This window comes from Streptomyces sp. NPDC041784, assembly GCF_055591025.1.
On the sequence record NZ_JBVJAB010000036.1, the window covers coordinates 29781 to 47052 of the forward strand.

A 17272-nucleotide genomic window follows, 5' to 3' on the forward strand; every position below is an offset into this window, starting at 1 on the left:
GAGCGGGCGCGCGAAGAGCCCTCGGCACCTTCACCGTACTCCGGCGCACGCGTCCGGCCCGGTCGGCCGGGTCGGCTCGGGAGTACGGTGGACGTATCGGGGGCGGCGGCAGAGGAGTACGCAGTGACGTTTACGCACGCGACGAGTTCCGGCCGCTCCGACGACGTCGACAGCGTCGACAGTTTCCCCGAGGTCCGGGTGACCCCGCCCACGGACGACGGCCTCGCCGAGGTACGCATCATCGCGGCGGACCCCGAAGCCGCCCGGCGGGTCGCCCTCGTCCTGCGCCAGGTGTTCCCCTGTGACGAGCCGCGCAGCTATCCCACGGGCCCGGACGGCCGCGGCACCCTGCTCCACCTGACGGTCGACACCCGCGGCGCCGCCGACGACCCGGCCGCGCCCTCGCCCTGGCTGGACACCAGCCGCTCCCAGGCCCGGCGCACACACACCGACGAACCCGGCTGACGGCTCCCGCCGAACCCGGCTGACGGCTCCCGGCGCGTCCGCCGCCGTCCCGTGTGCCGACCCCTGTACCCCGATGGGGTTTCCCGGCTGTACCCCGATAGGGTTTCCCGCCGGGAAAAAACATGATCGTGACCGGTCGGGCCCGGCCCGCGCAGCGGGAGAAAAGTCTGTCACGGCGAGACCACATCTCCGTGCCCGGCGGAGATAGGGTTGGGGCACGCCCCCGAATCGAAGGTGCTATGCCCGCTGAGAACGTCCCTGTCGCCGGGAACCTCGACGACGACGACTACCCCGCCTACACCATGGGGCGGGCCGCCGACATTCTCGGCACCACCCCCGCCTTCCTCCGGGCCGTAGGCGAAGCCGAGTTGATCACCCCCCTGCGCTCGGAGGGCGGCCACCGCCGGTACTCGCGCCGCCAGTTGCGGATCGCCGCCCGCGCCCGTGAACTCGTCGACCAGGGCACCCCCATCGAGGCCGCGTGCCGCATCGTCTCCCTCGAGGACCAGCTCGACGACGCCCTCCGTCTGAACCGGGACATGCGCCGGATCCTGGACGGACACGGCGCGGATACCTAGTCCGGCCGGTACAGAAATACAGGCTCCAGCCGGCCGAGAATTCCCGGCCGGCCGCAAAAAGACATGGGGGCTTCCACCCGACCTGTGTTAGCGTGATAGCAGTTGCAGTTTTGGTTGCCAGAGATTTGTTTTCTTTGCAGAGCTTTCCGGATCTTTCCGGAGGGGTGATCATCGCGGCGACTCGGATCCGCAAAGTGCGGAGTCCGGCACTGCCCCCCAAGGGAGATTCAATATGGCATCTGGCACCGTGAAGTGGTTCAACGCGGAAAAGGGCTTCGGCTTCATCGAGCAGGACGGCGGCGGCGCTGACGTCTTCGCCCACTACTCGAACATCGCCACCACCGGCTTCCGCGAGCTTCAGGAAGGCCAGAAGGTGACCTTCGACGTCACGCAGGGCCAGAAGGGCCCCCAGGCCGAGAACATCGTTCCCGCCTGACGCTGACGCGAACTTCATGAGACTGGGGCCCGCACTCTAGGGGTGCGGGCCCCAGCTCGTTGTTTTTCCGGACACTTCCCGGACACCTCGGGTGTCCCGGGCCCTTGGGTTTCCCGTGGGTCTCCCGGGTTTCCCGCATTTCTGCCAGCCCCGGCGCGTGTACGCCGTGAGGCTCGGCCTTCGCTTTTCCCTCGGCTCATTCTTGTGAATCCTGGCGCGGCCTCCGGCCGCTGGACGGAATTCCTCGATACGCCGCATCGAGGAAGGTTCCTCCATGAACCGCACCCGCCGTACCGGTAGCGGCTCCGACCGCTCCCGCACCGACCGAAGCTCCACGCGCTCGGCAGGCTCCGCTCGCGGCAGCCGCTTCCGCGCAGCGGAGCCGGGCCGCCAGAGCCCTCGTCCGGGCACCGGGCGAGGCCAGCGGCCCCGCGCCACCACCCGCCGGCAGGAGTTCGCCCCGCCGGTCACCCTCACCGAGCCGCTGCCGGCGGTCGAGACGTTCGCCGAACTGGCCATGCCCGCACGGCTGCTGGCCGCGCTCGGCGCCGAGGGCGTCACCGTGCCCTTCCCGATCCAGGCGGCCACGCTGCCGAACGCGCTGGCCGGCCGGGACGTCCTGGGCCGCGGGCGCACGGGCTCGGGAAAGACCCTCGCCTTCGGCCTGCCCGTACTGGCCCGGCTCGACGGGCAGCGGGCCCAGCCCCGGCAGCCGCTCGCGCTCGTCCTCGTACCCACCCGGGAACTGGCGCAGCAGGTCACCGACGCGCTCACGCCGTACGCCCGCGCCCTGCGGCTGCGGCTCGCCACCGTGGTCGGCGGCATGTCGATCGGCCGCCAGGCGAGCGCGCTGCGCGGCGGCGCCGAGGTCGTCGTGGCGACCCCCGGCCGGCTGAAGGACCTCATCGAGCGCGGCGACTGCCGGCTGGACCAGGTCACCGTCACCGTCCTGGACGAAGCCGACCAGATGGCCGACATGGGCTTCATGCCGCAGGTCACCGAACTGCTCGACCAGGTCGGCCCCGACGGCCAGCGGCTGCTGTTCTCGGCCACCCTGGACCGCAACATCGACCTCCTGGTCCGCCGCTACCTCCACGACCCCGTGGTGCACTCGGTGGACCCGTCCGCGGGTGCCGTCACCACGATGGAGCACCACCTGCTGCACGTGCACGACGACGACAAGCACGCCGCCGCGACCGAGATCGCCGCCCGCGACGGGCGAGTGATCATGTTCCTGGACACCAAGCACGCGGTGGACCGGCTGGCCAAGCACCTGCTGTCCGTCGGCGTGCGGGCCTCGGCCCTGCACGGCGGCAAGTCCCAGCCGCAGCGCAACCGGACGCTCGCCCAGTTCAAGGACGGGCACGTCACGGTCCTGGTGGCCACCAACGTCGCCGCCCGCGGCATCCACGTCGACAACCTCGACCTCGTCGTGAACGTCGACCCGCCCGCCGACCACAAGGACTACCTGCACCGCGGCGGCCGTACCGCCCGGGCCGGCGAGTCGGGCACCGTCGTCACCCTCGTCCTGCCGCACCAGCGTCGCTCGATGGACCGGCTGATGGCCGACGCCGGCATCACGCCGCGTACCGCCCGGGTCCGCCCCGGCGAGGCCGAACTGCACCGCATCACAGGCGCCCAGGCTCCGTCCGGGGTGCCCGTCACCATCCCCGCGCCCGCCGCCGCGCCGTCCGAACGGCGCGACCGCTCGGGAGCCGCCGGCCGCAGCCGCAGGGCACGGGCCGCCGGCCGCGGCGGGAACGGGAACGGGCGGCCCGCCGCCCGGCCCCGCCGCTCCACCCCGAGGGACACCCCGTAACCCGGGGCCGGCACACCCCGACAGCCCAGGGACGACATGCCCCGGGGGCGACCCTCGCCCGTCCTGCCCGCACCGACGAAGAGGAGAAGCCCTTGACGCCGCATCCGCCCCGCGCACGGCAGGCCGGGACCACCGACGGCACGGGCCTGACCGCCCGTGACGCCATGCTGTACGCCCCCGGGCCCCAGGTCGACGACCACATGACCGTCGACGTGGCCCTGTCCGTACTCATCGGCGCCCGCGTCCCGCACCTGCTCCTGCGGGACGAGGACGGCCGGTGCGCGGGCCTGGTCACCCGGGCCCAGCTCGCCGCGCACCGCGGCGGCTCCTGGTACAGCGACCGGACGCGGCTGCGGGACATCCCGCTCGACCGCGGACCGTTCACCGCGTCCATGGCCGTACTCGGCGAGGCGGAAGCCGCCATGCGGGTCCGGACCCTGGACGTCTCCCCCGTGATCGACGAGCACGGCTACGCCCTGGGCGTCCTCGCTCTGCCCCGCTGACCGCCGTCGGGCGGTCGGCCCTCCGGTGTTCCTCTCCCCGAGCCTGTGGAGGCATCCATGCGCTGTGTCATCGCCCGATTCCCCTTCGACCTGATCAAGAGCGAGGTCGAGCAGACGATGAGCGGCATCACGCCCGAACCCCTCTCCGGCCTGTCCGTGACCATCGGCCCCCACGTCTACCCCGTGATGCAGGTGGGGGAAGTGATCACCAGGCAGAACCGCCGCGACTTCACCGCGGGGGAGATGCGCCGGGCGCTGACCCAGCTCGGTTTCGCCTGCCACGAGCCGCGCCCGGTCACGCCGAGCCGGGTCCTGCGCGCCGACGAGGGAGTGCTGGGCTGGTGACGGCTTCGTTCCCGCCGCGCGCCGACACCGGCGGCCGTCGCCGGACTACGCTGTTCCGGTATGACGCACCCTGACGACCTGCTCGTCGCGATCGCGGCGATGGTGGAGTCGCGGCACAGCAGCCAGATGTCCCTGACCGTGGTGGTTCCCGGAGCTGTCATCACGGGACGGCTCGCCCCGGAAGCCCTGTGGAAGGAACGGGTGGCCGAGGTCCTGCGGGACTCCGATCTCCTGGGGCGGTTCGCCGGCGCGTTCACCCCGGGCCAGGGCGGCGGCGACCGCCTGCCGGAGCAGGGTGACGGGCCTCGGCCCACGCACCTGCACTTCCACGTCGCCCGCATCCTCCAGGGCAGCTTCGGCATCCCCGACTCGGGAGGCATGTACCGCGTCGCGCTGGAGGACGTGAGCGCCTGGACGATCGGGGACATCGGCTATTCGGACCAGTGAGGGCCGATGAGGCCCGGCGGGGGCCCGGCGGGCCGATGAGGCCCGGCGGGGCCTCGGCGGGGGCTGGGTGAGGGCTGGTGCGGCCCGGGGAGCCCGGCGTAGGGCTCGTGAGGCCGTTGAGACCCCTGAGGCCCCTCGAGACCCCTCTCAGGCCCCGTGCGGCCCTCGCGCCTCCGTAGTCGCTTCGGGACGGCACAGCCCGCTCCGCCCGACGTACGCTGGTTCCACCGAGAGCATCTCGCGCAGCGCGACCACGGCGGTGCCGTTCCCGGCGAGCGACGGAGACCGGCGGCCCGCGGGCCGCCCAGGACGGGATCGCATGACGGACGTCACCGGAGCGTCGGCCGAGGGTGCATCCCCGGACGGAGCGCGCACCTACCGGATGCCCGTGGCCCGGCTGGCCCTCACCCCGGGGGGCGGCCGCGGCCCGCTCGACGGGGCCTGGTGGCCGCGCTGCGACCTGCTCGAACTGGAGCTGCCCGCACTGCTCGGCTCGCTGCACCCCGGCCTCGGCACCGTCACCCGCGTCACCGTGGACGCCGTCGCCTGGCCCGACGCCCCGCGTACGGTCAGAGCGCCCGGCCGGACAATCGAGGTGGCCCTGTCGGCCGTCGACGCCGAGGCGCACGCCATCGCCCTGGACTGCGGCGCCGTGGGCCGCCGGGAGCTGCTGGTCATCCCGCCCGGCGAGTCGATGGCGGCGGCGGCCTGGCTGCTGACCACGGCCTCCGATCCACGCAACGCCCTGACGGCCGCGCACATGCTGGCGCTGGCCGAGGCCGAATTCGAGGGCGGCGGCGGATGACGCGCCGTTCCCGGGTGTGGAACGCCGAAAGACGTGGCACCCGGCGAAGGAGCGGGCCGCACCGAACCCGCGTCCCGTCGAGGCACGACGGTTCGGCCAAGAGCCGCGAGCCGCACGGGGCCGGCATGGGGCGGACAGGGGCCCGTGCCACCCGGTTGTCGTCGCTCCACGCTGTCCGGCGACAACCGGTACCGCCCTGGTGGAGGTGGCCGTCCGGGGCCTCGGCGGAGATCCGCCGTGGACGGCCGCAGCGAAGGGAGCGCCCGCAGGCGCATACTGGGGGCAATGACTAAGCCTGCTGCACCGAAGCGTCATCTGCCTACGAGCCCCTTCAAGGCCCCGGCCGCCCCGGCACCCAAGCACTTCGCCGTGGGCGACCAGGTCACACACGACATGTACGGCCTCGGCCGGGTCATCGGCATCGAGGACGGAATCGCGGCACTCGTCGATTTCGGCTCGGCGCAGGAACGGATCCTGAGCCCGTACGCCAAGATGACCAAGCTGTAGAACCGGCCGTGGCCGGTCACGGCATACCGGGTCCGATCACGGACCCGTACCGAAACGGAGCCCTCTCATCGATCTGACCTCGCTGTTCTCCGCCCTCGAAGGGGCGCCGCGCTCTTCTCCCACAGCGCTGCCGCCTCCGACGACCAACCCCTTCCAGGCCCCGGACTTCGGGGAGGACGACACCTTCCTCCTCGACGACGCGCAGGGACACGCCTCGGCGATGGGCGCGGCCTGACCCCCGGCAGTCACCTCCCGCGGTGACTGCCGGGGTGTCCCTCTCAGGTCCCTCCTCGGGTCCCCTCTCAGGGCCCTTCTCAAGACCCTTCTCGGGTTCCTCTCAGCCGTTCGCTTCCGCCTCGGCCTCGAGGTCGGCGTCGGCCACCGCGATCGCGATGCCGAGCGCCGCGGTGATGTTGCCCGCTGCCGTCATCACGCGGGCCGTGCCCACGATGGGGGCGACGGCGACCAGCACGTCCTGCAACTGGGCGGCGGTCAGGTTCGCCCTGAGGGCCGGGTCGATGTGGGCGAGGTAGGAGATGGGGGGCGCGTCCGACGCGGCGAGCGCGGCGATACGGGTCAGGATGAGGGTGTCCGGGGGCAGACCGCATCGCTCGAGAGAGTCGACCGTCATGGCCGCGAGGGTGTCCAGGACCGGGGTGTCGGATGCTGTGGACATGCCGAATGGCCTCCTAATGCGCTGACGACGCCGAGTTGGCTCCTTCAACGGTAGGAGTGTTCCGGGCGCGGCGCGCGAGGAGCCGCCGCCCGCCCGTGGGGTGCGATCAGCGGGGCCGGTGGGCCGTCCGCCGCGATCTGTGCCAGATCTGTGCCGCCTCCTCGGCCGCGCCGGGCGCCGCCAGCAGCAACGGCTCGTCGTAGGAGGGGAGTTCGGGCAGCGCGACCGCGCCCGCCTCCTGCGCGATCAGTAGGGCCGGCAGACCGTCGACGTGGTGGAACTCGCCGATCGCCGCCGCGGTGGCCCGGCCCGCCGCCACCTGGGCCAGGGACAGGGCCGTGGAGCCCATCACGCGGACGGTGCAGTGGCGGTCCGCGAGTTCCGCGAGCAGGGCGTCCATACCGGGCCAGTGGGCGTGGGCCGCCCATTCGGTGAGGAAGACGTGGCCGGTGAGGGTGGTGTGATCGGCGGCGCGCACGGGGGTGCCGTTGAGGTGCGCGCCCCGGCCGCGGACCGCGGTGAACGTCTCGCCCCGCCACGGGTCCGCCACCACGCCGAGCAGCGGGGTGCCGTCGGGCGCGGCCAGGCCCAGGGAGAAGGAGCACCAGCCGATGCCGTGCGCGAAGTTCGTCGTGCCGTCGACCGGGTCGATCACCCAGTGCGGGGTGCCGGGGACGCCCTCCGTGGCGCCGTACTCCTCGCCGACGATCCCGTACCCGGGGAAGGCCGCGCCGAGCGCCTCGCGGACGTGCGCCTCCACGCTCTCGTCGGTGTCCGTGACGATGTCGGCGGGGCCGGCCTTCTGCCGTACGGCGGTGGTCCGGGCGGTGGCGCCGGCGCGGCGGACGGCCTCCGACGCCCAGGCCGCCAGCTCCGTGGCGACGGCCAGGGCACGGTCGAGATCCAGGTCCCCCGCCTTCCCGCTCGGGTCCCCGTCCGGTGTCGTGTCAGGCTGCCGCACGGCCCTTCACCAGCCCCTCCGTGTCGTCACGGTGATCGCGTCCGCTTGTCCGCGAGCGTAGCGGCCCGCTCAGTCGTGGATGCGGGCGGTGCCGAGCTGGGTGACGACGGCCGGGTCGCGGTGGTCGAGGAAGAGGGAGCGGCCGGTGTCCAGGGTGGCGATGGCCGCCATCTGCTCGTCGGTGAGCTCGAAGTCGAAGACGTCGATGTTCTCCCTCATCCGGTCGGCGCGGACCGACTTGGGGATGGTGACGACGTCCCGCTGGATCAGCCAGCGGAGCACGACCTGCGCCACGGACTTTCCGTGCTGCTCGGCGATCAGGCTCAGCAGCGGGTGGGTGAACAGGTTGTTGCGGCCCTCGGCGAACCCGCCCCACGACTCGATCTGGACCCCGTGCTCGCGCATGACCTCCTGGTCGGCGGCGCGCTGGAAGAACGGGTGGGTCTCGATCTGGTCGACCGCGGGCGGGATCTCGTGGTGGACGACGAGGTCGACGAGCCGGTCGGGGTGGAAGTTGGAGACGCCGATCGCCCGGACGCGGCCCTCGCGGTTCAGGGCCTCCATGGCCCGCCAGGAGCCGTGGACGTCACCGTAGGGCTGGTGGATCAGGTACAGGTCGAGCCGGTCCAGGCCGAGCTTGCGCAGGGAGGTGTCGAAGGCGCGCCTCGTGTTCTCCTCGCCGGTGTCCTGGACCCACACCTTGGTGGTGACGAACAGGTCCTCGCGCGGGATGCCGCTGCTCCTGATCGCCCGGCCGACGGCCTCCTCGTTGCCGTAGGCGGCGGCGGTGTCCAGCAGCCGGTAGCCGGCGGCGAGGGCGTCGGAGACGGCCTGCTCGGTCTGCTCCGGCGGGATCTGGTAGACGCCGAATCCGAGGATCGGCATCTCGACGCCGTTGTTGAGGGTGACGGTCCGCATGGGGTTCCTTTCGATCCGCCCCTGCTGGGGTGCGCGTGTGCGGTCGCACCGACCACACTCGTGGATGGACGACGGTCACGCGCGCCGGACCGGGCGCCGAAAAGCCCCGGGCGGACGGCCCGGGGCTTTCAGGTACGGCATTTCGCGTACGGCGATTCAGGTACGGCGGTTCAGGTACTGCGGGAGAGGTCCGGTCGGCGTCAGCGGACGTCGACGAAGTCACCCGCGGCGGTGGCGGACGTCGTACCGGTGGAACCGGCGAACGTGTACCGCCAGTAGCCGTCCGAGGCGGCCTTCACCGTGGTCTTCAGCTTGCCGGCGCTGTCCGTGGTGACCGTCTTCACGGTCGTGTACGCGGTCGCCCCCTTCTTGCGGAACTGGAGCTTCACCTTCTGGCCGGCGTAGCCGACATAACCGCCGCGCGGCTCCCAGTCCACCGCGGTGAGCGTGCCGGTGATCGTGAGCGTCCTGCCCTTGACCACCGGCTCGGGAGCCGCGTTCACCGTCACGGCAGCCGGGCGCAGCACGGACACCGTCTTGGCGGCGTGCAGGTCGACATGTCCCGTGCCGTCGGCGGACTCGGCCCAGACGGCCACCTTCCAGGGGCCGGCGAGGGAGTTCCGGCCGAGGCTCCAGCGCGGCTCGATGTAGGCGAGCTGCGCCTCACAGGTGGACGTGGTCTCGGTGACCTTGGCGCAGGCCGCCGGCCAGGTGCCGTAGAGGACGGCGTCGGGGGTGGCGTACGACCCCTTGTAGAGGTACAGGTCGCCGCCGGCGATCCCCGACGGGTCGGTGGCCGTGAACTTCGCGCCGAAGTACTGGAGCGGCTGGTCGCTCAGCACCACCGGCTTGCCCCCGTTGACCACGATGTTCGAGACGCGGGTCGCGCCGGCCGTCTCGTCGCCCTGCTGCGCGGGGCCCGCGAACGCCCGGGAGACCGTGCGGCGCAGGCTGCCGCCGCGCTCGTCGGCGGCGGTGACGCGCAGGGAGACGAAGGCGGCGGTGGCGGGAACGTCGAGCGTGGCCGAGCCGTCCGCCCCGACGGCCAGGTCCGTCCAGGTCGCGCCGTCGTCCGTGGAGGAGGCGAGCCCGGTGATCCTGGTGCCGGCCTGCGCCGGGTCCGTGGCGCGGGTGGTGGCGCTCACCTCGATCCGGACCGGTCCGGCGGCCGCGCGGCCGTACCCGTCGAGCCCCGGCACGTTCAACCGGGCGTCGATCAGCGGGAGTTCACGGCCCGAGGCGTAGGCCGAGCGGAACGTCCACTCGGTGCGCACGTCCGTGGACAGCCGGGAGTACGGGACCCGGCGGTGGACGGTCTGCTCCAGGGTGTACGCCGTCTCGGCCGACGGCAGGGCCGACGACGTCACCGTGTCGTACGAGTCGAGGCCGTCGGCCTGGGCGTAGGTGACGCCGGCGGCGGAGGTGAGCCGGTACGCGTACCTCGCGCGGCCGTCGGTTCCCGGGTGGCCGGCCGGGTCCCCGAAGGCGTTCGGCTCGTACAGCCAGATCTTCCCGTAGGTGCGCTGCGAGCCGCCCCACTCCCGGCGCACCGGCTGGAACGGGGCCGCGCCGACGGTCTCGCCCGGGGTGGTCCCGGTGGACAGGGTGCGGTCGGGGAGGTTCAGGCTCAGCTCGCCGGTGCCGTAGCTCAGCGACCGGCCGTAGGTGACGCCCGGAGTGGCGTACTCGCTGAGCGCGCCGGCGACGGGCACGGCGGAGCCGATGTACACGCCCGTCCACTCGCCGAAGGACGGGACGCTCTGGAGGTAGGCGGTCGACCGGGTGCCGGGAGCGCCCACCGTGGTGACGGTCTTCGCCAGGGCGGCCTTGCGGACCGTCGCGACCGGCGTGGCGGGCACGGTGGTGGTGAAGCTGTGGGTGAGGTCGTAGCGGTAGGGGCTGGGCACGCTCGACGAGGAGCCCTTCCGGCCCAGCACCTCGTGCAGCCGCAGCGAGACGCCGCTCACCTTGAACGGGGTGACATACACCTTGTCGGCGGCCGAGCCCGCGAAGCCCGCGAGGTCCCCGCCCGGGACGCTGATCCACGCGGCGGCGGACTGCCGGGTCGCGGTGGTGTCGTCGGTGCGGATCGCGGTCTCCTTCGCCGCGCGCTCGTCGAAGGTGACCGTCTGCGCGGCCGAGGCGACGGTGAAGGTACGGGTGAGCAGATAGCTCGGCCGCTGCCAGTCGTTGTGCAGCGCGACGGAGAAGTAGTCGCCCGGCGGCAGCTTCACCGTCGCCGTGGCGCCCGGGGTGTCGCTGTTGACGGCGTACGACGTCCAGGTGGTGCGGTTCCAGACGTAGAACAGCTTGCTGCGGACGTCGCCGTTCGTGATGCTCAGCTTCACGGCGTACGTCGACGATCCGGCGTACGTCGACCGGGAACCGCTAGGCGTCTCCCCGGTCCCCGCCGCCGACGGGAGCTTCGCGGTCGCGCGGTCGGCCGCGGTCTTCCCGGCGGGGGTCACGGAGACCGTGCCGTCCACCGAGGCGACGGCGTAACGGGAGTCGGCGCCTTCCGCCTCGGCCGTCACCCGGACGTCCCGCCCGTCCACCAGCTCGACGCGCCCGCCGTTCCCCCACGCGGCGCTCGGCCCGCTCGCCGGCGCCTCGCCCTCGGCCGGCGCGACCACTCCCACCGCGGCCGCCCCGCCGTCGGACCCCGCGTCCGTGGCCGAGGCTGCGGGCGCCCACAGCGCCGAGGCGGTCAACGCCGCCCCGCACAACCCGACCACGATCTCTCTTCGAACCCGCCCGCCCCGCGATCCGGACATCACGCGCCCCCCTGACCCTTCCCCTGAGAAACGCTCCCGCTCATCGAGCACAGGAGTCACTCAGCTCACTCTAAAGGGCAACCAGAGAGCGCCAGTTCGAATATCGCCCCGGCCGGGTCGGGAGTCACCTTCTGCGACAAGAGGAAAATCTTGCACGCACGGTGACCGAGCGGATACATTCAGCGCCTTGAGCGACTTGCTCGATGTCCTCGCGTTGTGTGGAACGGCTCCTCGGCCGGAGGCGGTTGGCCGGGTCGAGCAGCCGGGCCGCTTGCCGTACGGGATGCACGACGGCCACGTCCTGCCCGCCCGCAGGCGGTCGGCGTGTGGCTCGAACGGCACCAGACGTCCCGGAGCGACCCAGTCCGCGGACCGACACGGGTGGAGGTCGGCGGCCCGCATGTCCGCGCTCTCGCTCAGTCGGACCCTCGCGTCCGACGGCCAGCGCAGACATGCCGATGCCCAGCATCGGCCCCGGCTTTCCTGGAGTGCCGTTTCATGCCCACCCACCAACCCGACACGGTCCCGATCACCCTCGCGCGCGACGAGATCCGCCTGATCACCGATGTCCTGCGACAGGCCGCGGCGGAATGCTCGGCCGACCCGACCCCGAACACCCGGCTCGACGACGGCGTCACCCTCGGCCGGCTGGCTGTGCACTGGGCCGGCATCGTGGGCGACCGGCCCCACCGGGAACCCGCCGCCCTCGACCCGGGCGACACCCTCCTGGTGACGGTGCCGCAGAACCGCGAGGCCTGGTACCAGGTCCGCGCGGCACTCAGCGACCACGCCGCGCAGGTGTCCCGCACCGCCGAACTCGACGGTCTCGCACCGCGCGAGGCCGTCCGGGAGCAGGCGCACAGCGCCCTGCTCCTGGCGGACCGGATCGCGGAGGCGACCCATGGCTGGTGACGTGGTGAACCCTCGTACCCGGACGGCGGCGGACGCCCCCGGATCCGACCTCGGACCTGGCCTCGGCTCCGCCGGCGACGCCGAGGCCGGCTGGCAGCCCGCGAAGTGGCCGCTGCCCCGCGTCACTGCCGTGGACAACCTGGCCGCCGCACTCACCGACCGGGGATTCAGCGAGGCCGTCGTCCGCGTCCTCTCTCATGCCGCCGTACGACCGGACGAACTGCGGCGGAAGCTGGCCGACCCGGCCGAACTCCGGGTGCAGGGCGGCACCTTGCTCATCGCCGAGACCCGCCTGTGGTCCGCGGCCGTGGTGCCGCACCCGGCCAACCCCCGGGAGTACGGCCGCCGCAGCTACGCCCTCGGCGGGGCCGCCGCGAGTCTTCGCGTGCTGCCTGAGCCGACCACGAGCGGGCACGGTCCGGCCGAGCTGGAGATCCTGGTCGACTCCCCCCACACGCTCGCCCAGCGCCTGGAGGACGCCCAGGGCCGGCTGGCCAAGGAGAACCCGCTCGGCGAGGACGTCGCCGTGGACGGCGTCCTCCAGCCCCTCACCGTCGTCCCCATGACGGTGCGCCACCGCGACGGACACCGGGCGGCCCCCCTGTTGATCGCGGCCGACGGGTCGAGCCGGATCAGCGCGGTGCACGAACTGCTCGCCTACCCGCCGTCGAAGGTCGCCTACGAGTGGAGCAGTGACACCCGGCTGTTCCGCAGGGAGGTCAACCGATGGATCCGGCTGGTGCAGAAGATGGGCTGGGAGAACCTCAGCGACCCGGAGCAGCAGAAGGTCCGCGTCCTCACCGTCCCCGCCCGGGTGGTGATCGGGTTCCGGCCCAACGAACGCACCAACCTCCCCTTCCACACCGCCGTGCGGAACTTCATCGGTCTGACCCACATCCGCCCGCCCAAGCCTTACGGCTCGGCGGTAGAGAACGAGGCGAAGGCCGACGCCGTGCTCGATACCCTGGCGCAGCCCACGCGGACCCGCCCGGCCCGTGTCACCGAGCCCGAGAAGCGGTGGTTCGCGGGGGTGGTCTCCCCGGAGGAGGCCGTCGACGAGGGCTTCAGTCCGCATCGTGACGTCCGGGCCGCCGAAGTCGTCCGCGCAGTGCTGGGCAGCAGCGCCAGACGGCGCGTCAACGACGGCATCCGCTCCCTGACCGCCAAGCAGAAGCCCACCCGTGAGGACCGGGTCGACATCGCCGTCGAACTGATCATCCGCCCGTACCGCACGGAGGTGAACGACCTGCTCCCACTCGTCCGGCCACGCCGTGCGGTCCTCCAGCGCGCCTACCGGCTCAAGGAGATCGACCAGCACCTGACGGCCGGACTTCCGCTGGAAGGGACCGGCGAGGACGGCCCGGCGCTGGAGCGACTGCGCGACGAAGCCCTGGAGGAGGTCGAGTACGGCCTCGGCGACAACGGGGAGCTGGGACCGGCCCAGACCGAACTGGCGGTCAAGGCCTGCTACTACATGGCGCTCGCGGACCCGATGGCCTTGCAGCGCGAGGTGTTCGGCGGGACCGAGGCCGAGGACGACCGCAGCCCGGCGACCGTCCTGCGCGCCATGCTGTCCCGCAGCCGTGGCGTCCACCAGGCGTACGAGGCGGTACGGGCCGGCCGGCTCGGCGAAAACCTCTACGAGGTCGACGAGAAGGGGGCCCCGGTCCTCACGGCGATGGAGGGCCGGCCGCGCGAGTTGACCGACGCGCTGGTGCGCCACACCTATAACGGCGAGTCGGCCGACGACTTCCCCCGAGCCGTGGGCTTCACCGCGGCGAGCCGACACTGGGCGGACATCCGGGCGAAGGTCGAGGAGCTGAAGAAGGCCGTGGACGCCATGGAGGTCGTCCCCGTCGACGAGGGCGGCCGCAGCCTCGTCGAGCGGGACGGCTGGGACGACCGGCAGATCGCGGCACTGCGAAAGAAGCTCGACGTCAGCGACCGCAAACTGGGCTCCTGGGCGGATACGTACGACCTCAACCGGGAGGCCGCCCACGAGCAGGCGGAAGAGGAACAGCGTTAGCGTTCGGGGACGGGATCCCGTGGTGCCGGGAATGGGGTTGGACGTGGGGCCGGGAGCCGAGGCGGGCCCGGCGGTCGGCACGGCGGTCACGTCGGCCGTCGCCGCCCCGGCCCCGGCCCCGGCCGGATCGTTCTCCTCCTCCCACAGCGCCCTGGACGCCTCGATGCGTGCCGCCATCGCCGGTCTGCCGACAGCCGACGCGACCGCCGCCCTGGTACGGGTCGGCGGTACCGACGGTGTCTGGCGCGGCAGTTCGGGTGTCCACGACCTGACGACGAACCGGCCCGCCGACCCGGCCGCCCGCTTCCGCGCCGGTTCCGTCACCAAGATCTTCACGGCGGCCGTCGCCCTGCACCTGGTCGCCGAGGGCACCCTGGACCTGGACCGCACCGCCCGCTCGTACCTGCCGGAGCTGATCCCGCCGTCGTACGAGGGCGTCACCGTGCGCCAGCTGCTCAACCACACGCACGGCATCCCGGCGCCCGACTTCCCCGGGACCACGGTCGAGGAGTGGTACGCGAACCGCTTCCACGTCCACGACCCCGAGGACATGGTCCGCTCGGCGACCGCGCAGGAGCGCGAATTCCCGCCCGGCGAGCGGCAGCACTACCTCAACATCGGCTACACGATCGCCGGTCTGCTGATCGAGCGGGTGACCGGTGACACGTCCGAGGACCAGGTCGCCCGCCGGATCCTGCGGCCGCTCGGGCTGCGCGACACCTACCTCCCGGGGGCGAACCCGCGCATCGTCGGCCCGCACAACCACGGCTACCAGACGATGACGCTGGACGACGGGACGGTCGGGCTGCGCGACGTGTCCGTGTGGGGGACGACGGACGGGTGGGCGGCCGGTGACCTCGTCTCGACCACGGCGGACCTGGAACGGTTCACGCAGGCCCTGTTCCAGGGGCGGGTGGTGCGCGGCGCACTCCTGGAGGAGATGTTCACGCTGCCGAAGGTGACGGACGCCGGGACCGGTGACCCGGCGGCGTACTCCGTGGGCCTGTCGATGAAGCGGCTGGGCGGTCGCGAGGTGTGGGGCAAGACGGGCGGCCGCTGGGGCTACAACGCGGCCATCGCCTCCACCCGGGACGGCTCCCGCACCCTCGTCTACAGCGTGAACTCCACCGACGCCAAGGGCACCGGCATGAACCCGGTCGCCCTGAACCTCATGGTGGCGGTGTTCGGGACGCCGTAGCCCGAACCTGGGACGGCCGGCCCCCGGAGTCCTGAACGCAGCCCCCGCCGGCGGCCTCGGACGGGGAGGGCTCAGGGGCAGTCGTAGCGGTGGGTCCAGGGGTGTCCGGGGCAGGTCCGGCACTCGAAGAAGTACACGCCGCCGAGGTCGCCGAGGACCAGGCCCGCTCCCTCGTAGGGAACGTCCTCGTCCTCCACCGGGGTCCAGGTGAGCCGGGAGTGGGCGTCGGCCTCGGTGCTCTCGATCGTCAGCAGATGGTCCATGCGCCGCCCGCAGCCCCGGCAGTGCGGCCACCGCGGGTCCTGGCACCAGCCGGGGTAGCCGCCCGCCTTCGTACCGGGGGCGGTGGAGAGGTGGAACTGGTAGTCCCAGCCGGTCTCGTCCTCCAACAGGGCGAAGCGTTCCTCCAACGCCTCCCACAGGTCCTGCTCCAGGTCCCAGCTCGGGTACTCGGTCACCCGCTCCGGGTGGACCACGCAGGGCCGGGGCACCCGCCCCGGCCTGGCCCCGGCCGGCACGGGCGGAGCTTCCCGCACCTCCCCGACCGCGGACGCGTCCCGCCGGCGGATCTCCGGGACGACCCACTCCCCGTCGTGCTCCCGGGGGCACCACAGCACCTGGAGCAGGTCGTGCCCCGCCGGAAACGGCACCACGCCCAGCGCGTCGGCCCGGCGCAGCTGGACCACCGGCACCATGGGCGATCCCGTGTGGTCCGGGCACTGCGGCCACGGTTCCGCCACGGGCCACAGCAGCGGGCCGCCCACCGAACTGTCGTGGCACGTGGGCCGGCCGGCCCTCGGATGCAGCCGCACGGTCTCCCGGCGCAGCGGGACGACCTCCGGGAAGTACGCCTCGACGTCCACGGGGCGGGGCGGGGTATGGCGGGTATCACGGGTCACCCACGCGAGGCTACGGACGGCGGCCGGCCGCGACATCCGAAATATCCCGAGCGGCCACCGATGAGTTCTCGCCCGAGCGCCGGTCATAGAGAACGACGACACCGCATCCGACGGGAGACCGCTGCCATGACCGCCGCCGTGAAGGGCCCCGCGAGCTACTTCCCCTCCATCGAGAAGAAGTACGGCCGACCGATCGACGAGTGGAAGGACCTCATCCGCTCCTCGCCGCTGACCCGGCACATGGAGCTGGTGAGCTGGCTCAAGTCCGAGCACGGTCTGGGCCACGGCCACGCCAACGCCCTCGTCGCGCACACGCTCGCGGAACACACCGATGGATGAGGGGCGCGCCCGGCATGCCGTTGTCAGTGCACCGGGCTAGTCTCCGCCCAACTGACCATTTGCACCGTTTCAGGAGGTTTTCATGGCCTCGCGGCTCAATCCGTACATCAGCTTCGGCGGCGACGCCCGGCAGGCGATGGAGTTCTACAAGGAGGTCTTCGGCGGCACGCTGAAGCTCAACACGTACGGCGAGTTCGGCCAGGCGGGCACCGCCGACGCCGAGAAGATCATGCACGGCATGCTGGAGACCCCGAGCGGCTTCACCCTGATGGGGGCCGACTCCCCGCCCGGCATGGAGATGACGGCGGGCAACAACTTCTCCGTGAGCGTGAGCGGCGACGACGACGCCGCCCTGCGCGGCTACTGGGAGAAGCTGTCGGCCGGCGGCACGGTGTCCGTGCCGCTCGACAAGCAGATGTGGGGGGACGTGTTCGGCATGTGCACGGACCGCTTCGGCATCCCGTGGATGATCGACATCGTGCAGCCCCAGAGCTGACGCTCCACCACCAGGACCCCACTCCCAGGACCCCACCCCCGGGGGGAGGGGGGGGGGCGGGGGGGGGGGGGGGGGGGGGGGGGGGGGGGGGGGGGTTTGGGGGGGGGGGGGGGGGGGGGTTCAATTTTCCCCCACGGGGGGGGGGAAGGGGAGACAAGAAGGGGCAGC

Annotated in this window: 19 protein-coding genes; 14 read left to right on the plus strand and 5 right to left on the minus strand. The window is 72.5% G+C overall.

Annotated features, from left to right (window positions below; genetic code table 11):
* The first annotated feature begins 123 nt into the window (after positions 1-123).
* The 9 genes from ACZ6D7_RS41155 (at position 124) to ACZ6D7_RS41195 (ending at position 5905) form a co-directional block, all read left to right on the plus strand.
* On the plus strand, positions 124-465 hold the full coding sequence (locus ACZ6D7_RS41155; protein ID WP_469502328.1) for a hypothetical protein: 342 nt from the start codon (positions 124-126) through the stop codon (positions 463-465).
* Positions 466-704: 239 nt separating this feature from the next.
* Positions 705-1043, plus strand: coding sequence for a helix-turn-helix domain-containing protein (locus ACZ6D7_RS41160; protein ID WP_469502330.1), 339 nt, complete (start codon positions 705-707; stop codon positions 1041-1043).
* A 232-nt stretch (positions 1044-1275) separates the two neighbouring features.
* Positions 1276-1479 carry a cold-shock protein gene (locus ACZ6D7_RS41165; protein WP_030736617.1) on the plus strand — a complete coding sequence of 68 codons (204 nt, stop codon included), beginning with the start codon at positions 1276-1278 and terminating at the stop codon, positions 1477-1479.
* A 274-nt stretch (positions 1480-1753) separates the two neighbouring features.
* Positions 1754-3298 carry a DEAD/DEAH box helicase gene (locus tag ACZ6D7_RS41170; RefSeq protein WP_469502333.1) on the plus strand — a complete coding sequence of 515 codons (1545 nt, stop codon included), beginning with the start codon at positions 1754-1756 and terminating at the stop codon, positions 3296-3298.
* 92 nt (positions 3299-3390) lie between these two features.
* Positions 3391-3801: a CBS domain-containing protein gene (locus ACZ6D7_RS41175; protein WP_469502336.1), complete on the plus strand. Its 411-nt coding sequence runs from the start codon at positions 3391-3393 to the stop codon at positions 3799-3801.
* 57 nt (positions 3802-3858) lie between these two features.
* Positions 3859-4146 (plus strand): SCO5918 family protein, encoded by a 288-nt coding sequence (locus tag ACZ6D7_RS41180; protein WP_469502338.1) that lies wholly within the window; start codon positions 3859-3861, stop codon positions 4144-4146.
* Positions 4147-4206: 60 nt separating this feature from the next.
* The gene (locus ACZ6D7_RS41185; protein WP_469502341.1) at positions 4207-4593 is read left to right on the plus strand and encodes a hypothetical protein; all 387 of its coding nucleotides are present in this window, start codon (positions 4207-4209) and stop codon (positions 4591-4593) included.
* A gap of 319 nt (positions 4594-4912) precedes the next feature.
* Entirely contained in the window at positions 4913-5398 is a 486-nt protein-coding gene (locus tag ACZ6D7_RS41190) for a DUF5994 family protein (protein ID WP_469502344.1), read from the plus strand.
* Positions 5399-5683: 285 nt separating this feature from the next.
* Complete coding sequence (locus ACZ6D7_RS41195; protein WP_469502347.1) at positions 5684-5905, plus strand: hypothetical protein; 222 nt, start codon at positions 5684-5686, stop codon at positions 5903-5905.
* Between the two features lie 337 nt (positions 5906-6242).
* Here ACZ6D7_RS41195 and ACZ6D7_RS41200 read toward each other — a convergent pair whose 3' ends face one another.
* The 4 genes from ACZ6D7_RS41200 to ACZ6D7_RS41215 form a co-directional block, all read right to left on the minus strand.
* Positions 6243-6581, minus strand: coding sequence for a carboxymuconolactone decarboxylase family protein (locus ACZ6D7_RS41200; RefSeq protein ID WP_469502349.1), 339 nt, complete (start codon positions 6579-6581; stop codon positions 6243-6245).
* A 106-nt stretch (positions 6582-6687) separates the two neighbouring features.
* Complete coding sequence (locus ACZ6D7_RS41205) at positions 6688-7542, minus strand: inositol monophosphatase family protein (RefSeq protein ID WP_469502351.1); 855 nt, start codon at positions 7540-7542, stop codon at positions 6688-6690.
* Positions 7543-7611: 69 nt separating this feature from the next.
* Positions 7612-8460 carry an aldo/keto reductase gene (locus tag ACZ6D7_RS41210; RefSeq protein WP_469502354.1) on the minus strand — a complete coding sequence of 283 codons (849 nt, stop codon included), beginning with the start codon at positions 8458-8460 and terminating at the stop codon, positions 7612-7614.
* A 200-nt stretch (positions 8461-8660) separates the two neighbouring features.
* The gene (locus ACZ6D7_RS41215; RefSeq protein ID WP_469502358.1) at positions 8661-11234 is read right to left on the minus strand and encodes a hypothetical protein; all 2574 of its coding nucleotides are present in this window, start codon (positions 11232-11234) and stop codon (positions 8661-8663) included.
* Positions 11235-11732: 498 nt separating this feature from the next.
* Between ACZ6D7_RS41215 and ACZ6D7_RS41220 the strand changes: the two genes are divergently transcribed.
* The 3 genes from ACZ6D7_RS41220 to ACZ6D7_RS41230 are packed head-to-tail and all read left to right on the plus strand — an operon-like array spanning position 11733 to position 15370.
* Positions 11733-12146 carry a hypothetical protein gene (locus tag ACZ6D7_RS41220; RefSeq protein WP_469502360.1) on the plus strand — a complete coding sequence of 138 codons (414 nt, stop codon included), beginning with the start codon at positions 11733-11735 and terminating at the stop codon, positions 12144-12146.
* A complete protein-coding gene (locus tag ACZ6D7_RS41225) occupies positions 12136-14172 on the plus strand; it encodes a hypothetical protein (protein ID WP_469502364.1) in 2037 nt (678 codons plus the stop codon). The genes ACZ6D7_RS41220 and ACZ6D7_RS41225 overlap by 11 nt, the downstream gene beginning before the upstream one ends.
* A 31-nt stretch (positions 14173-14203) precedes the next feature.
* Positions 14204-15370 carry a serine hydrolase domain-containing protein gene (locus ACZ6D7_RS41230; RefSeq protein ID WP_469502370.1) on the plus strand — a complete coding sequence of 389 codons (1167 nt, stop codon included), beginning with the start codon at positions 14204-14206 and terminating at the stop codon, positions 15368-15370.
* 71 nt (positions 15371-15441) lie between these two features.
* Here ACZ6D7_RS41230 and ACZ6D7_RS41235 read toward each other — a convergent pair whose 3' ends face one another.
* Entirely contained in the window at positions 15442-16269 is an 828-nt protein-coding gene (locus tag ACZ6D7_RS41235) for a DUF1963 domain-containing protein (protein ID WP_469502375.1), read from the minus strand.
* A gap of 126 nt (positions 16270-16395) precedes the next feature.
* Between ACZ6D7_RS41235 and ACZ6D7_RS41240 the strand changes: the two genes are divergently transcribed.
* Both ACZ6D7_RS41240 and ACZ6D7_RS41245 read left to right on the plus strand, forming a co-directional pair.
* A complete protein-coding gene (locus ACZ6D7_RS41240; protein ID WP_469502378.1) occupies positions 16396-16608 on the plus strand; it encodes a DUF4287 domain-containing protein in 213 nt (70 codons plus the stop codon).
* A gap of 82 nt (positions 16609-16690) precedes the next feature.
* Positions 16691-17104, plus strand: coding sequence for a VOC family protein (locus ACZ6D7_RS41245; protein WP_469502381.1), 414 nt, complete (start codon positions 16691-16693; stop codon positions 17102-17104).
* Positions 17105-17272: the final 168 nt, after the last annotated feature.

Coding starts and splice junctions, on each gene's coding strand:
- ACZ6D7_RS41195 (WP_469502347.1), top strand. CDS start 5,684: ATGACTAAGCCTGCTGCACCGAAGCGTCATCTGCCTACGAGCCCCTTC.
- ACZ6D7_RS41220 (WP_469502360.1), top strand. CDS start 11,733: ATGCCCACCCACCAACCCGACACGGTCCCGATCACCCTCGCGCGCGAC.
- ACZ6D7_RS41170 (WP_469502333.1), top strand. CDS start 1,754: ATGAACCGCACCCGCCGTACCGGTAGCGGCTCCGACCGCTCCCGCACC.
- ACZ6D7_RS41200 (WP_469502349.1), bottom strand. CDS start 6,581: ATGTCCACAGCATCCGACACCCCGGTCCTGGACACCCTCGCGGCCATG.
- ACZ6D7_RS41230 (WP_469502370.1), top strand. CDS start 14,204: ATGGGGTTGGACGTGGGGCCGGGAGCCGAGGCGGGCCCGGCGGTCGGC.
- ACZ6D7_RS41160 (WP_469502330.1), top strand. CDS start 705: ATGCCCGCTGAGAACGTCCCTGTCGCCGGGAACCTCGACGACGACGAC.
- ACZ6D7_RS41215 (WP_469502358.1), bottom strand. CDS start 11,234: ATGTCCGGATCGCGGGGCGGGCGGGTTCGAAGAGAGATCGTGGTCGGG.
- ACZ6D7_RS41185 (WP_469502341.1), top strand. CDS start 4,207: ATGACGCACCCTGACGACCTGCTCGTCGCGATCGCGGCGATGGTGGAG.
- ACZ6D7_RS41240 (WP_469502378.1), top strand. CDS start 16,396: ATGACCGCCGCCGTGAAGGGCCCCGCGAGCTACTTCCCCTCCATCGAG.
- ACZ6D7_RS41210 (WP_469502354.1), bottom strand. CDS start 8,460: ATGCGGACCGTCACCCTCAACAACGGCGTCGAGATGCCGATCCTCGGA.
- ACZ6D7_RS41245 (WP_469502381.1), top strand. CDS start 16,691: ATGGCCTCGCGGCTCAATCCGTACATCAGCTTCGGCGGCGACGCCCGG.
- ACZ6D7_RS41225 (WP_469502364.1), top strand. CDS start 12,136: ATGGCTGGTGACGTGGTGAACCCTCGTACCCGGACGGCGGCGGACGCC.
- ACZ6D7_RS41180 (WP_469502338.1), top strand. CDS start 3,859: ATGCGCTGTGTCATCGCCCGATTCCCCTTCGACCTGATCAAGAGCGAG.
- ACZ6D7_RS41190 (WP_469502344.1), top strand. CDS start 4,913: ATGACGGACGTCACCGGAGCGTCGGCCGAGGGTGCATCCCCGGACGGA.
- ACZ6D7_RS41165 (WP_030736617.1), top strand. CDS start 1,276: ATGGCATCTGGCACCGTGAAGTGGTTCAACGCGGAAAAGGGCTTCGGC.